The 14,493-nt window shown below is 39.1% G+C and carries 12 protein-coding genes; 6 read left to right on the top strand and 6 right to left on the bottom strand.

Features of this window, described 5'->3' with window-relative positions:
- Window positions 1-66: 66 nt before the first annotated feature.
- Window positions 67-435, bottom strand: coding sequence for a hypothetical protein (locus HMPREF0659_RS08545; RefSeq protein WP_004359888.1), 369 nt, complete (start codon window positions 433-435; stop codon window positions 67-69).
- Between the two features lie 6 nt (window positions 436-441).
- Window positions 442-1,620, bottom strand: coding sequence for an Lnb N-terminal periplasmic domain-containing protein (locus HMPREF0659_RS08550; RefSeq protein WP_044046180.1), 1,179 nt, complete (start codon window positions 1,618-1,620; stop codon window positions 442-444).
- Window positions 1,621-1,776: 156 nt separating this feature from the next.
- Here HMPREF0659_RS08550 and HMPREF0659_RS08555 point away from each other — a divergent pair, with 156 nt between their 5' ends.
- From HMPREF0659_RS08555 to HMPREF0659_RS08575, 5 genes are all read left to right on the top strand, one after another.
- Complete coding sequence (locus tag HMPREF0659_RS08555) at window positions 1,777-3,084, top strand: membrane protein (RefSeq protein ID WP_013265481.1); 1,308 nt, start codon at window positions 1,777-1,779, stop codon at window positions 3,082-3,084.
- A 1-nt stretch (window position 3,085) separates the two neighbouring features.
- Window positions 3,086-3,739 carry an LptA/OstA family protein gene (locus HMPREF0659_RS08560; RefSeq protein WP_004359885.1) on the top strand — a complete coding sequence of 218 codons (654 nt, stop codon included), beginning with the start codon at window positions 3,086-3,088 and terminating at the stop codon, window positions 3,737-3,739.
- A 322-nt stretch (window positions 3,740-4,061) separates the two neighbouring features.
- Window positions 4,062-5,327 (top strand): hemolysin family protein, encoded by a 1,266-nt coding sequence (locus tag HMPREF0659_RS08565; RefSeq protein ID WP_013265567.1) that lies wholly within the window; start codon window positions 4,062-4,064, stop codon window positions 5,325-5,327.
- A 100-nt stretch (window positions 5,328-5,427) separates the two neighbouring features.
- Window positions 5,428-7,575 carry a peptidylprolyl isomerase gene (locus HMPREF0659_RS08570; protein ID WP_013265078.1) on the top strand — a complete coding sequence of 716 codons (2,148 nt, stop codon included), beginning with the start codon at window positions 5,428-5,430 and terminating at the stop codon, window positions 7,573-7,575.
- 225 nt (window positions 7,576-7,800) lie between these two features.
- Complete coding sequence (locus HMPREF0659_RS08575) at window positions 7,801-9,465, top strand: AMP-binding protein (protein ID WP_013265321.1); 1,665 nt, start codon at window positions 7,801-7,803, stop codon at window positions 9,463-9,465.
- Window positions 9,466-9,989: 524 nt separating this feature from the next.
- Here the strand turns inward: HMPREF0659_RS08575 and HMPREF0659_RS08580 are convergent.
- Both HMPREF0659_RS08580 and HMPREF0659_RS08585 read right to left on the bottom strand, forming a co-directional pair.
- Window positions 9,990-10,622 (bottom strand): cation diffusion facilitator family transporter, encoded by a 633-nt coding sequence (locus tag HMPREF0659_RS08580; protein WP_013265388.1) that lies wholly within the window; start codon window positions 10,620-10,622, stop codon window positions 9,990-9,992.
- Between the two features lie 73 nt (window positions 10,623-10,695).
- Complete coding sequence (locus HMPREF0659_RS08585) at window positions 10,696-11,487, bottom strand: Cof-type HAD-IIB family hydrolase (RefSeq protein WP_013265530.1); 792 nt, start codon at window positions 11,485-11,487, stop codon at window positions 10,696-10,698.
- Between the two features lie 135 nt (window positions 11,488-11,622).
- Here HMPREF0659_RS08585 and trmB point away from each other — a divergent pair, with 135 nt between their 5' ends.
- Window positions 11,623-12,420, top strand: coding sequence for a tRNA (guanosine(46)-N7)-methyltransferase TrmB (gene trmB, locus HMPREF0659_RS08590; RefSeq protein ID WP_013265305.1), 798 nt, complete (start codon window positions 11,623-11,625; stop codon window positions 12,418-12,420).
- Between the two features lie 209 nt (window positions 12,421-12,629).
- Here trmB and HMPREF0659_RS08595 read toward each other — a convergent pair whose 3' ends face one another.
- Both HMPREF0659_RS08595 and HMPREF0659_RS08600 read right to left on the bottom strand, forming a co-directional pair.
- A complete protein-coding gene (locus tag HMPREF0659_RS08595; RefSeq protein WP_013265661.1) occupies window positions 12,630-13,340 on the bottom strand; it encodes a LytR/AlgR family response regulator transcription factor in 711 nt (236 codons plus the stop codon).
- The gene (locus HMPREF0659_RS08600) at window positions 13,315-14,397 is read right to left on the bottom strand and encodes a sensor histidine kinase (protein WP_036924897.1); all 1,083 of its coding nucleotides are present in this window, start codon (window positions 14,395-14,397) and stop codon (window positions 13,315-13,317) included. Before HMPREF0659_RS08600 ends, HMPREF0659_RS08595 begins: the two co-directional genes overlap by 26 nt.
- Window positions 14,398-14,493 lie beyond the last annotated feature (96 nt).

Genomic DNA, 14,493 nt, shown 5'->3' on the forward strand with positions numbered 1-14,493 from the left:
TTATTTATATTAGAGGTTTTCCCTCTTTGTTTACTTCTATATATCTATGTTTTGTAATATTGTTTATTACGCTAAAGGAAGTAAACTGGGGGCACGAATCTTGATTCCAGTCCTTAAGGAAGGATTAGGAAGGAATAGTTGTGATTCCTGATTATTATTTGATTGAGATGTTAAAGCAATGGAATAATTGTCGTATAAGTCTGTCACAAAGACTGCTTTGCTTTGTGCAGGCTCTGTTTCTTCGTCTTCTTTAATCTGCTTAAAGGCCTCAAGAACTGACAGAATCTCCTGTTCAACACCCTTAAACGCTTGCTTATGGCAAAGATCTTCGATGTTGACATCACCCAACGCAATCTTTAGCGCAGACTGATAGCTCTGCGCTTCGACTCCTGTTGCCGCAAGTACGACAAGTAAAGCGGTGATGTATTTATTCATTATCTTTTATTTCTTTGAACTACTCACGGTTGGTGCAACCGCTTTATTAATCCGCAAATGTACTATACAATGTAATAGCAAGAATGATGCCACAATTAATATTGGCAGTGGTATTTCTTGGAATAAACTTCCGAAAAGTCCTAAAATGATAAAGACTCCCCATATTTTCCACCATATTACCTTCTTCTTTTTAATTGTACTATAAAGGAAGAACAATGGTAAAGGATTAAAGAATAATAGGATGAAATTCAGGCTAACACATGGATGTTGTGAGAAAATCATAACGAAGAAGATAATTCCCATGAGCCCCGATGTAAGCATTAAAGCTAAGTCCCACGCCCAATAAACCTGCTGTCTACGATAGCTAAAGAGCATCATTACAAGACTGATAACTGCAAATATGAGTGCTATAGATAGCGGAGAAAGTGGAAAAGCTGGTTCTGCCACTTCTGTTTCAGCATCTAATAGTATGTTAGTCTCCTTTACTAAAGGCTTTCCGTTGTATCTTGCTTTGTCAAAGTCACTCCTTAAGTTCTCAGGAAGAAACTGCTGTTCAGACTTTGTTGTCTTACGATCAGCATTCACACCGAGTAGGAGGTCTTCTCCGAATTGTGACCATTCATATTTATTGTTCCATTTATGTATCATAGAACGGAACGTTGCATCTTCTTCTGCTGGTGGATAAACAACCTTTCCATGGAGGTGATTGACGAGCATATCACGTGCCCTTGTGGTACAGTTGTCAAAGAAGTAGTTGTAGCGATAAACTACATTTTCAGGCTTCATATTCTCCTGCAAAGCTTTATAGATAACCTCTTTATCTTCAGCTGATAAATTAAGAACCTGTTCGACAACTCCTCGCCCTTCATAACTATATTGAGCAAGGAACATATCCATAGGTTGAACTCCCATGCGATAGTCTGTCATACCAAGAACAAAACGAGGGATAAAGTATGTTTGGTTGAGGGAGAAAATACCATAGTTGATGGCAAGGTCTTCTCCGCTTTCTTTGTCGTAATATCGAATAGCGGTATGACCATATTGTGCCCAAACTTCTTTACCGGGTGAACAAGTCAAAAGGGATATTTGAATACGATCAGGATTAGTCATAGACTGAGCCCCCGCTGTAGCGTTAACAACAGACAGGATGAAAGTCAGTACAATATATAATAATCCCTTTTTCATTTTCTCCGCAAAGGTAGTAAAAAAAGCATGAGAGCACAAAGAAAGCTTATTAAAAATCAAAATCCTCTATTGTTTTTCTGCAATATAGATTTTTTTTAATAACTTTGCGCCAATATATTGTTTAGACATATCGTCAGAATAAGAAAAAGAAAGCGAATGAAAAAGATAATTGCAGCAGCGTTCCTTGCAGGTCTTGCAGTACAGGTGTCAGCTCAAAGCGGAACTAACTCTCCATATAGTCAGTATGGATTAGGTGCTTTGGCATCTCAGGCAACAAGTTTTAATCGTGGTATGAACGGATTGGCATACGGATTTCATGAGCGTAATCAGGTGAACTATGCGAACCCTGCTTCATACGCTTCTGTTGACTCTCTTTCATTCATATTTGATGCAGGTGTTAGCCTTCAGTTGACTAATTTTGAGGAAAATGGTAACAAGGTAAATGCTAAGAATGCTGATATTGAATACGTTGTTGCGTCATTCAGAGCTTTTAAGCATGTGGGTGTTAGCTTTGGTCTTTTACCTTATACAAATGTAGGTTACAACTTTAGTAACACTCAAAATGTCAATGCTTTCCCAAGTACATCTTCTGTAAATGCTACGTATTCCAATGCTTATAATGGTAGTGGTGGTTTACATCTTGTTTATTTAGGTGCTGGTTGGGAGCCTTTTAAGGGTTTCTCATTTGGTGCGAATATTGGTTACTTGTGGGGAACATTGAATCGTAATTCGACAAATACCTATAGTGACAGTTATGTTAATACATTGTCAAAGAATTACTCTGCACAGGTAAAAAGCTACAAGGTTGACTTCGGTGCACAATATACTTATGCTGTAGATAAGAAGAATGAGCTGACCTTGGGTCTTACTTACTCTCTTGGACATAATTTAGGGACAGAGGCTGAGTGTAATTTGATTTCAACAAATTCACAAACAAGCATTTCTGATACAACTCGTTATGTTGTATCAAACTCTCTTGAACTGCCTCATACTTTCGGAGTTGGTTTGATGTGGAATCATAATAACCGTCTGAAGTTCGGTGTTGACTATCAGTTGCAGAAGTGGGCTAAGCTAAAGTACCCACAATTAACCACAGTCAATGGTACAACAAGCTATAATCTCGTTGATGGACAATTCAATGATCGTCATAAGTTCACATTAGGTGGTGACTACTGCAAGGGCGAACGCTATCGTGGTTTCTTTAGTCGTATGCACTATCGAGCAGGTTTTAGCTATGCCAGTCCTTATCTAAAGATTAATGGTGTAGACGGTCCACGCGAGCTTTCTGCAAGCCTTGGAGTTGGTATTCCAATCCTCAATGCTTACAATAATCGCAGTATGTTGAATATCAGTGCAGAGTGGGTGAACCAGAGTGTTACGGGAATGATTAAGGAAAATATGTTCCGTATCAACGTTGGTTTCACATTTAATGAGCGCTGGTTTGCTAAGTTCAAGGTTGAATAATATGCGTTCAAGCCTTTATTCATTTTTTATTGGATTAGTATTATTTACAGCGAGCTATGCTATGGTTTCCTGTTCGGAGGAACGTGAGCATACCGCTCCTGCTATTCATGACCGTGACTCTGTGCCGGTTATGACAACATATGGTGTCAATACACTTATCTCAGATTCAGGCGTTATCAAATATCGTATTGTTACTGAGCGTTGGGAAATTAATGAGAATAGAAGACCTTCACGTTGGACTTTCAATAAAGGAATTCTACTTACTCAGTTTGATTTGAAGAAACATGTAGTGGGTTATATTCAATGTGACTCTGCTGTTTACTTTGATAAGGACCGTCGTTGGGAACTAAGAGGGCGTGTAAGAATCCTTACAGCGCAAGGTCTTAATTTCTATAGCAATGAACTCTATTGGGATGAGCGTAACCATGAGATGTGGTCATATTCTTATTCACACCTCAAGACACCTGATAAGGAATTGCAAGGAAACTGGTTCCATAGCGATGAGCAGATGACAAATTACGAGATACGACAGACAAAGGGGTGGGGCATCTTCTCTAATAATGAGTTTATGTCGCCTGCTGGCTCTCCTCCCTTTACGCCTATTGATACCACACGTGTTGACAGCATGAAAGGTCCTGTAGTTAAACAAAAGTAATAATTGTAGTTTGATAAAACTTAAATATTCTTCCCTACCATGTATAATCTCTCTTAAATAGATAGTTTCGTGTTGTTTTAAGCGTTAGTAAGTTTATCCTTACAATCCTTACTTGCAACAAGTTGTTTTCCTTTCATTAATCTATTGCATTGCAATTAGTGCTCCGCACCATTGGTGCTAAGCCTTCGCACGACATGTGTGGAGCATCAACACAATCATAGAAGATGAGAAAATAGGTTCATAACTGTCGTATATAAGAAGAGACTTATGGCTAACATGTACGGGAAATGTTTACCAAGTCGCACTAAATAGTAATAAGAAATTGGATATAAATTTAATTATAGGAATTATAATAACAATGGTACTCTCTGCATTCTTTTCAGGAATGGAGATTGCCTTTGTTGCAAGTAATCGTCTTCTTGCGGAGATGGATAAGGAGAAGAATGGTATTGCACAAAAGTGTCTAACCATTTATTATAATAATCCGAATGGTTTTGTATCTACGATGCTTGTAGGTAACAACATTGTTCTTGTTATGTATGGTATCTTCTTTGCTCAGATATTTGATACGACACTGTTTGCATCGTTTGATTCAGCAACGCGTGTGATATTAGATACTTTAGCATCAACACTCGTCATTCTTTTTACAGGAGAGTTCTTACCTAAGACCTTGTTTAAGAGCAATCCTAACCGCTTACTTACCTTTTTTGCCCCATTGGCATATGTCTTTTTTATTATTCTTTGGCCTATTAGTCGCTTTGCAACCTTTCTTGCGCGAGTCCTTTTGCGTCTTGTTGGTGTAAAGATGGATGAGAAAGAGTCTGATGGTACGTTTACGAGAGTAGATCTTGACCACCTCGTACAGAGTACTATTGAGAATGCTAAGAACGAAGATGAGATAGAAGACGAGGTAAAGATATTCCAAAATGCCTTGGAATTTCAAGATACGAAAGTGCGTGATTGCATGGTGCCACGTACTGAGATTAAGGCTGTTGAAGAGAATTGCTCGCTCGAAGAACTACAGCAAATGTTCATAGAAAGTGGTAACTCTAAGATAGTTGTTTATGAAGGGGATATCGATCATATAAAGGGTTATATTCACTCTTCAGAGATGTTCCGTTCTCCAAAGAACTGGAAAGACCATATCCGACAAATGCCGTTTGTGCCAGAAACGATGGCTGCACATAAACTTATGCAGGTTTTCCTTCTCCAAAAGAAAAGCTTGGGAGTGGTTGTGGACGAGTTTGGCGGTACCAGCGGTATTGTTTCATTGGAAGATATCGTAGAGGAAATCTTCGGCGACATTGAGGACGAGCATGACAATACAAAGTATATTGCAAAGCAGATAAATGATAACGAGTATGTCCTTTCGGCACGTTTGGAAATTGATAAAGTGAACGAAATGTTCAATCTTGATTTGCCAGAGAATGATGATTATATGACAGTCGGAGGCTTATTGTTACACGTCTATCAGAGTTTTCCAAAACTAAACGAAATCATTACAGTTGGGCAATACGAGTTTAAGATAATCAAGAATACCATGACAAAAATAGAACTCGTACGGCTAAAAGTCAATGGTACAGAGTAATTTCTGAATGAAAAATTATGGTACTTGCCCTTTTTTTTGTATTTTTGTGGGCAATTTGTCATATTGAATAGAATAATTAAAATCAAATAATAAATCTAAAATGGCAGCATTAGGAAAAATTAGAAGCAAAGGCGGCATACTGGTAGGCGCTATCGGTCTTGCCTTGTTTGCATTCTTAGCTGGAGATGCAGCTCGCTCGTGTGATGGAATCAAGGGCGAAGCGCGTCAGCAGATTGGAGAAATCTTGGGCAAAAAGATTAGTGTCCAGGATTATCAGAAGTTGATTGATGAGTATCAGTCTGCAATTAAGTTTACTATGCAGCGTGATAATCTCACCGATCAGGAACTTAAACAAGTAGAGGACCAAGTTTGGCAGCAGCTTGTAAGCAATCGTGTTATCGAGGCTGACGCAGAGAAGGTTGGTCTTACTGTAACAGAGAAAGAGATTCAGAACGTATTGAATGAGGGTACTAATCCAATGTTGGTTCAGACTCCATTCGTGAACCAGCAGACTGGTCGTTTTGATGTAAATGCTCTAAAGCAGTTCTTTGATAGCTATAACAAGGCTAAGGCTGCAAAGTCTCCACAGGTAGAGCAGATGCAGCCTATCTATGACTATTGGCTCTTTGTAGAGAAGAATCTTCGTGCTCAGTTGCTCGGTCAGAAGTATCAGGCACTGCTCGCAAGTTGTGTTCTCTCAAACAAGGCTGAGGCTAAGATGGCTTTCAAGGATAATAACGAGGAAAGTCAGATTCAACTTGCTTCTTTGGCTTACAGCACTGTAAAGGATGCTGATGTTAAGGTGACAGACGATGACCTCAAGGCTAAGTATGCAGAGTTGAAGCCAGCTTTCCGCCAGAATGTTGAGACACGTGATATCAAGTTTGTTGACTTCCAGATTAAGGCAAGTGCTGCAGACCGCAGTCAGGTTGTTAAGGAGATGAACGACTTCCAGAAGCAACTCGCTTCTGCAGCAGATCCTGCTGCTGTTGTTAGCAAGAGTGGTTCTGAGATTCCTTATCTTGGTCTTCCTGTAAGTAACAAGGCTTATCAGCAGTATCCTGACATTGCATCAAAGATTGATTCACTTTCTGTAGGTACAACTGGTGTTGTTGAAAACGCTCAGGACAATACTTTGAATATTATCCGTGTACTTTCTAAGGCACAGTTGGCAGACTCAATCCAGTTCCGTCAGATTAATATTGCAGCTGCAACTCCTGATGAGGCACGTGCTAAGGCAGACTCAATCCAGAAGGCATTGGCTGGTGGTGCTGATTTTGATGCACTTGCAAAGCGTTATGGTCAGACTGGTGAGAAGGTATGGTTTACTGGTCAGCAGTACGAGATGGCTCCAAGTATGAATCAAGACAACCGTACATTTATAAATGCTCTGCTCAATGGTGAGGTGAATGCAACACAGAATCTTGCTCTTACGCAGGGTAACATTATCCTTCAGGTACTTGATAAGAAGGCCTTTACAACAAAGACAACTGCTGCTGTTATTAAGAAGGTCGTAGACTTCTCTAAGGCTACACGCAGCAATGCTTACAATAAGTTCTCTGAGTTTGTTGCTAAGAGTTCTACTGTAGCTGACCTTGAGAAGAATGCTCCTAAGTCTGGTTATCAGGTTCAGTCACTCAATGACATCTCTACGGCTGAGCACTATGTTGGTGGTATTCCTGGTACACATGACGCGCTGAAGTGGCTCTTCGAGGCTAAGCAGGGTGAGGTGTCACCTCTCTATGAGTGTGGTAATAATGATCACCTCTTGGTTATCGCTTTGACTGCTGTTCATCCACAGGGCTATCGTTCATGGGATGATGCACAGGTAAAGGAAATCCTCAAACGTGAGGTTATTAAAGATAAGAAGGCTGAGAAACTCATGGCTAAGCTCAAGGGTGTAAACTCTATTGCAGCAGCTCAGGCTAAGGGGGCTAAGGTTTCTTCTGTTAATCAGATTACATTTGCAGCTCCAGCATTCGTACAAGCAACTGGTTCTGTAGAGCCAGCTCTCTCAGGTGCAGTTGCAGGTACAGCAGCAGGCAAGTTCTCTAAGGCTCCTGTAAAGGGTAATGCTGGTGTTTATGTGTTCCAGGTAGTAAAGAAGTCTATGCGTGCAGGTTCTAAGTACGATGAGACTTTGGTAATGCAGCAGGCTGCTCAGGCAAATATGCAGTTGGTTGGTAACTTTATGCAGGATCTAATCCTTAAGGCAAAGGTTGTTGATAACCGCTACCTCTTCTTCTAAGAGATAACTACACCTTATATATATATAAGACGGATGTACTATCAAAGTATATTCGTCTTTTTTCTTTATATAGCTTTTTTGTGGCTTTAACAAGTTGAATATCGTGTCATAATAATTATTTCTTTGATGCTCTCATTTAAGCTAATCTTTATACATTTCCGCACATAATATTTTGAAATGTGCTTATAAATATGTATCTTTGCACACAGATTGAAATATTGTGCAATGGAAAAGATTCCGAGTTTTAATGAATTAATAGAGAAGAGTATCATCGAACATTGGGACCGTGATGCTCTAACAGATTATAAAGGCAAGACCCTTCAATATCATGATGTTGCAAGAAAGATTGAAAAGTTGCACATTATGTTTGAGGCAAGTGGTGTAAAACGTGGTGATAAGATAGCACTCTGTGGAAGAAACTCTTCTGCTTGGGCTGCTTCTTTCCTTGCAGTACTCACTTATGGTGCGGTAGCTGTGCCTATCTTGCATGAGTTTATGCCAGAGCAGATTCATAACATTGTCAATCACTCAGATGCAAAACTTCTTTTTGTAGGTGATGTCGTTGTGACTCAGATTGACGCCATGAAGATGCCAAACTTGGAGGGAATTATTTATATTCCAGATTACTCATTGGTAGTAAGTCGTACGGATAAGTTGACTTATGCACGTGAACATCTCAATGAGGAGTTTGGACGTCGTTACCCTAAGTACTTCCGTCCAGAGCATATACATTACTATCGTGAGCAGAGTCCAGACGAACTTGCTTTGATAAATTATACCAGTGGAACCACAGGTCGCTCTAAAGGTGTAATGCTTCCATACCGTTCTTTATGGAGCAATGCTGATTTTGCTAAGCATGTTTTAGGCCATGTAATTAAGCCCGGAGATAATGTTATCAGTATTCTTCCAATGGCTCACATGTATGGAATGTCTTTCGAGTTTATCTATGAGTTCCTCTCAGGTGTTCACATTTACTATTTGACACGTATCCCTTCTCCTGCTATTATCTCTCAAGCACTTCAAGAGGTAAAGCCTGTTATTATGATTGCTGTACCTTTGGTAATTGAGAAGATTATTCGTAAGAAGGTATTCCCAAAGATTCAGAACAATCGTATGCGTCTTCTGCTGAATATGCCAGTAATTAATAAGAAGGTACGTGCAAAGATTCGTGAGCAGGTATATCAGGCCTTTGGTGGTAATCTTTACGAGATTATTATTGGTGGAGCAGCTCTCAATGGTGAAATCGAGAGTTTCTTACGTCGCATAGAGTTCCCATATACTGTAGGTTATGGTGCAACAGAATGTGGTCCAATTATCTGTTATCGTGATTGGAAGACCTTTAAGCAAGGCTCTTGTGGTCAGGCAGCTTTACACCAGGAAGTACGTATCAATAGTTCTGATCCAGTAAACGTACCAGGTGAAATCTTGACCAAGGGACCTAATGTTCTTCTTGGTTACTATAAGAATGAAGAAGATACAGGTCAGACGATTGACAAGGATGGTTGGTTCCATACTGGTGACCTTGGTTTGATGGATGAGGATGGTAACGTCTTTATTAAGGGACGTTCTAAGAATATGCTTCTTGGAAGTAATGGGCAAAATATCTACCCAGAGGAGATTGAGGATAAACTTAATTCTCTGCCTCTCGTAAGTGAATGTTTAGTTATTCAGAGTGGTGAAAAGCTTATTGCCTTAGTTCATCCTGATTATGACGAAGCTCAGAACTTAGGACTCAATGCGGATGACCTCAAGAATATTATGGAGGAAAACCGCACACAGTTGAATACAATTGTACCAGCTTACTGCAAGGTTGCTGAGATACGTATTCAAGAAGAGGAGTTTGAAAAGACACCAAAGAAGTCAATCAAGCGATTCTTATACACAGAATAATCTTTTATTCTATTAGAATATCGGGGATATAAATCCTCTTTTATCCAGCATTTTATGCAACTATGGGTAGAAGGGAATTTATGTCCCTCTTTTGTTTTTACCCTTTTGATAGATTGATTTATAGTTGAGGAATTCTAACTTTGCCCTTTATTATAGTACAACAATAGTTAGTAATGTAAAATAAATTCACATAGCCAATTTATAAAGACCACCAAATAGCTTGCAATTAACGCCCTTTTGGCTTGCAAAAGGTGCCCTTTTGGAGGCTTATTAACGCCCTTTGGAAGGCTAACTAAGCACCTTTTAAAAGGCTATCTTGTAATGTTTTGAGTGTCAAATGATTATAAAGGTGTGATGTGAAGCTGTTTTTACGTGTAAAATAGGATGTTGATTTGTGGGTTTTGTAATGTTTTTTCTTTCCTTCTAATATGCACTCATCAGACTTATTTTAAGCTGATGAGATAGAATTAATCGGCTATGATTAACCCTGAACTTTAGAATGAAATATGCGATGGCAGACAAAACTATAACATTGTTAGCGATCTGCCAGTATCCCATAATAATCGTTTTGCCCAACGGAGAACAACCAATGCGCTGACAACAGCTACAGCTGAGTCAATCCAAGTAATGTTCCAAAACATGGCACAGAGTATTCCGATGATTGCTCCAATCTCTGTTAGAGCATCTGAAAGGACATGGAGGTAGGCTGCATGGCTATTGTAGTCTGCTGTACCATGATGTCCATGAAGGATTGAAGCACTAATAGTGTTTGCTACCAAACCTATTCCTGCTGTTGTTAATGCCAATTCATAGTTGTGGATTTCTCCATGTGAAGATAATCGTTCTACTGCTTCTACGATAATAAAGATAGCTGTGAGAATCAGAAATATACCACTTGTGAAAGCAGCTAAGTTTAGTATCTTTTCTGTATTGTAATGGGTTGCACCCTTGTTTTGTAGGTAGCGTACTAACACGTAGGCTGCCCAATTGAGTCCGATAACCAATACGTGTGAACCCATGTGAACGCCATCTGCAAAGAGTGCCATTGAGTAGGAAGATAGTCCCACAACAATTTCAGCAAGCATAACACAGAAAGCGAAGACTACCACAAAGGCAGTACGTTTTTCTTGTGAAGAACGTTCTATCTTGTTTGACATTGTTTTCTTTAATTCCTAATGTATAGTTATATATGCTTATGAATCAAGATTCAGAAGCCATAACCCTTAATCTTTAGTTGTTTATAATTCCGAAATGAATGAAGGCATTACGTATACCGTCTTCATCTACACTTGTTGTGACATAGTCAGCTACAGCTTTTATTCCTTCATAGGCATTTCCCATTGCGACACCGATACCGGCTGTTTGGAGAATCGTCATGTCATTGCCACCATCACCGAAGGCAATACATTCTTCCAAACCGATACCAAGGTGCTTTGACATCTGCTTCAATGCGTTCCCTTTGTCAGCTCCTTGTACAGTAATATCGGTGAAACTTGGATGCCAACGTGCTGATACACAGTGTGGCATTGATGGAGAAATGGCCTTCTCATCTTCTTCACTAAAGAAAGGAGTTAGCTGCAGAACGGATTGGCTAAGCAGTGGCTCTACAGGTTTATTGATATCGATATTGTTAACACCCAAGGCTTGGACGAAGATTTCGTCAAAGATAGGTTTATGATTATGAAGTGCAACAACATCTCGACCACATACCAAAACAGCATAGTCGCGACGATTAGCATCCTCAATCATTGCTCGTACCTCGGTTTCGGGAATAGGCATCAAAGTGATATCTTCTTCGCCAACAAAGGAACGTGCACCATTAAAGGTGATATATCCATCAATAAGATGTCGGATGGCATCAATGTTATTAATAATGGCTACAGGGCGTCCGGTGGAGATGAAAATCTTCACGCCTTGTTCTTTTGCCTGCTCAATAGCCTTTATCGTAGATGCTGGAATCTGATGCGTCTTAAAGGATACTAACGTACCATCTATGTCGAAGAATGCAGCTTTTATTGCCATGATAAATCACTTTTAGAGTACAAAGATACAAAAATATCTTGTAATCAAGTGAATTTATGGCTATGCAGTCAGTCTAAATAAATTAAATACTGCTCCTTACGGCTCGTTCCTTAATTTTATTGTACCTTTGCACTCATGAGTAAAGGTAAGTTAAAGAAATTTGCAGAGATGGAAACGTTTAAGAACGTTTTCCAATATCCTTATGGCGTTATCAGTGAAGTTCCATTTGAAATGAGAGGGCATTGGCGTGAACAGTATTTCCATAACGATAACCCGATTGTACTTGAGTTGGGATGTGGTAAGGGTGAATATACTGTTGGTTTGGCACGTGTTTACCCTAATATCAACTTTATTGGCGTTGATATCAAGGGTGCTCGTATCTATACAGGTGCTAAACAAGCTTTGGAAGAAGGGTTGGATAATGTAGCTTTCTTGCGTACCAGCATTGAGATTATCGACCGTTTCTTTAGCGAAGATGAGGTGCAAGAGATATGGCTTACCTTCTCGGACCCTCAGATGAAGAACGTGCATAAGCGTCTGACTTCTACCTTCTTCATGAATCGTTATCGTCGTTTCTTGATAGATGGTGGTATTGTTCATCTTAAGACGGATTCAAACTTCCTCTTTACATATACTACCTACATGGTTAATGTGAACCAATTGCCAGTTCTGTTCCGTACAGAAGACCTCTATGGTAATGAGTTAAGCGAGGGTAGGGTAGCTGAGAATCAGATGGATGAGAAGACACGTGAGATTCTTGGTATTCATACTTATTATGAGAATCAATGGATTGAACGTGGATTGAACATCAAGTATATGAAGTTCCAGTTACCAAGAGAAGGTGAACTGGTAGAGCCAGATGTTGAGATTGAACTTGATGATTACCGCTCATTTAAGCGCACGAAACGCAGTGGATTGACTACGAGTAAGTAGCGTTGTTCTGATGTTTGCGAGGTAGAAACATATATATATGAATTTTGAATTGGATAAGTTTTACTATCCATTTCGTCTTTTTGACTTTTCTTACCCATATAGTTATCTATGGGTTTAAAGCATAAAAAAGACACTAACTTCTATTTTCTTCTTTTGAAAGAGACAGAAGTTAGTGTCTTTATTATTTTGTTTGTTTTATCTTTTCAAGCTTATAATGTATGTCCATCAAGATAATCTTGAAGAACTGTCTTATAACTATCTGAGATTGGAAGGATGGAATCTCCGATTACAACGCGGAAACGATCAATGCCATCAATCTTCTTCATGTGCACGATGTAGGAACGATGAATGCGCATGAATTCAGGTTTAGGAAGTGACTCCTCAATCTTCTTCATGTTCATTAGACTCATGATTGGCTTATGGTCGTTAGCAAGATAAATCTTAACATAATCCTTCAATCCTTCAATATAGAGGATGTCATCAAACATGATTTTAACCAGTTTGTACTCGCTCTTCACAAAGATAAAGCGGTCGTTCGACGCATTCTCTGTCTGACGGGTACTTTGGAACCAGTCTAAAGCCCTGTTTGCACCAGCTAAGAAGTCATCATAGCTAATTGGCTTCATAAGATAATCAATTGCATTTGCCTTGTAACCATCGATAGCATATTGGCTGAATGCAGTTGTGAAAATAATCTTAGTTTCCTTTGGTAGAATCTTTGCAAACTCCAGTCCACTAAGTTCAGGCATCTGTATATCTAAGAATATGAGGTCAACCCTATTCTCACGGATGGCTTTTACGCCTTCTACAGCACTATTAAAAACACCAATTAAGTTCAAAAAGAGTGTTTTCTTAGCATAACTCGCAAGCAAGTCTGCTGCTAAAGGTTCGTCGTCAATGATTATACAGTTTAGTGTCATAAATGATAATTTTAGATGAATATGTATTTCTATTACTATCAAATCCCTTCTCCCATTTGTACTTACCAGGGTAAGCAAGCTCAAGACGGCGCTCTACTTGTTTGAGACCTATGCCATGGCCGTTCCTTTCTGCCTCTCCCTTTGGGTTATTACTGTTTTGTATGGAGAATATTATTTGCTCATTATTTGCATCTAACTTTATGTGAATAAAGTTCTTTTGCTCTGGATTAATACCATGTTTAAAGGCATTCTCTAACAATGAGATAAATATCATTGGCGCAACATGGATGTTACAATTAGATGGGATGTTACACTCGCGTTTGATTTCAACATTCTCTGGTATGCGTATCATCATCAAGTCGACATAATTGTGTAAGAACTCTACTTCTTCCTTCAGGCAGACGTAAGGCTGTTGGTTGTCATAGAGAATATGTCGTAACATCTTTGAAAGGTCGATAATTGCCTTCTGCGCCTTTTCTGTATCGAAAGCTGTCAGCGCGTAGATATTATTCATTGTGTTGAGCAAAAAGTGTGGGTTAACTTGCTGACGTAAGTTTACCAACTCGGCTTTTGTCATTGCTGTTTCTGCCTCACGCTTTTCCTTTTCAGCCTTTGACCAACGCTGTGCCATTAGTATCGATGTTGCAACACCAGCACAGATACTTAGGTTAAAGACATTACGTATAATAAAAAAGATGTGTGGGTATACGTACTTGTTCTCTTTGTTTTCTACAAAGATTTGGTATGGATAAGTCATCAGGTTTTGCTCACCTGAGATGTAGTATAACCATTCGTGCTGTACAATAGATAAGAAAAGGATGAGCAGTGTATTGATTACCCAAAACTCTTTCTTCCGTCCCTTTAATAACATGGGGGCAAGTACAAAATAATTGGTATATGCAACTGCCATCATTGAAAGGGGAATGATATATATCGACAAGTCGTTTTGCCATGATGTATGTCCTTGCGGAGCGTACAAAATGGGTATGAGGAAAAGCGGAAGCCAAATGATAATTTGGTTCCAAAAGCTCTTAAATATGTCTGTTTGTTTCCTCATTTATTACTTTTATTTGTCTTTACAACTATATCTGCAAACAAAGGTAATAAAACTTTTTGTAAAATAAAATGTATTGATTGAATATGTGAGTTTTTT

The sequence above is a fragment of the Prevotella melaninogenica ATCC 25845 genome, from assembly GCF_000144405.1.
Taxonomy (GTDB): domain Bacteria; phylum Bacteroidota; class Bacteroidia; order Bacteroidales; family Bacteroidaceae; genus Prevotella; species Prevotella melaninogenica.

Coding starts and splice junctions, on each gene's coding strand:
- HMPREF0659_RS08545 (WP_004359888.1), bottom strand. CDS start 435: ATGAATAAATACATCACCGCTTTACTTGTCGTACTTGCGGCAACAGGA.
- HMPREF0659_RS08550 (WP_044046180.1), bottom strand. CDS start 1,620: ATGAAAAAGGGATTATTATATATTGTACTGACTTTCATCCTGTCTGTT.
- HMPREF0659_RS08555 (WP_013265481.1), top strand. CDS start 1,777: ATGAAAAAGATAATTGCAGCAGCGTTCCTTGCAGGTCTTGCAGTACAG.
- HMPREF0659_RS08560 (WP_004359885.1), top strand. CDS start 3,086: ATGCGTTCAAGCCTTTATTCATTTTTTATTGGATTAGTATTATTTACA.
- HMPREF0659_RS08570 (WP_013265078.1), top strand. CDS start 5,428: ATGGCAGCATTAGGAAAAATTAGAAGCAAAGGCGGCATACTGGTAGGC.
- HMPREF0659_RS08575 (WP_013265321.1), top strand. CDS start 7,801: ATGGAAAAGATTCCGAGTTTTAATGAATTAATAGAGAAGAGTATCATC.
- HMPREF0659_RS08580 (WP_013265388.1), bottom strand. CDS start 10,622: ATGTCAAACAAGATAGAACGTTCTTCACAAGAAAAACGTACTGCCTTT.
- HMPREF0659_RS08585 (WP_013265530.1), bottom strand. CDS start 11,487: ATGGCAATAAAAGCTGCATTCTTCGACATAGATGGTACGTTAGTATCC.
- trmB (WP_013265305.1), top strand. CDS start 11,623: ATGAGTAAAGGTAAGTTAAAGAAATTTGCAGAGATGGAAACGTTTAAG.
- HMPREF0659_RS08595 (WP_013265661.1), bottom strand. CDS start 13,340: ATGACACTAAACTGTATAATCATTGACGACGAACCTTTAGCAGCAGAC.
- HMPREF0659_RS08600 (WP_036924897.1), bottom strand. CDS start 14,397: ATGAGGAAACAAACAGACATATTTAAGAGCTTTTGGAACCAAATTATC.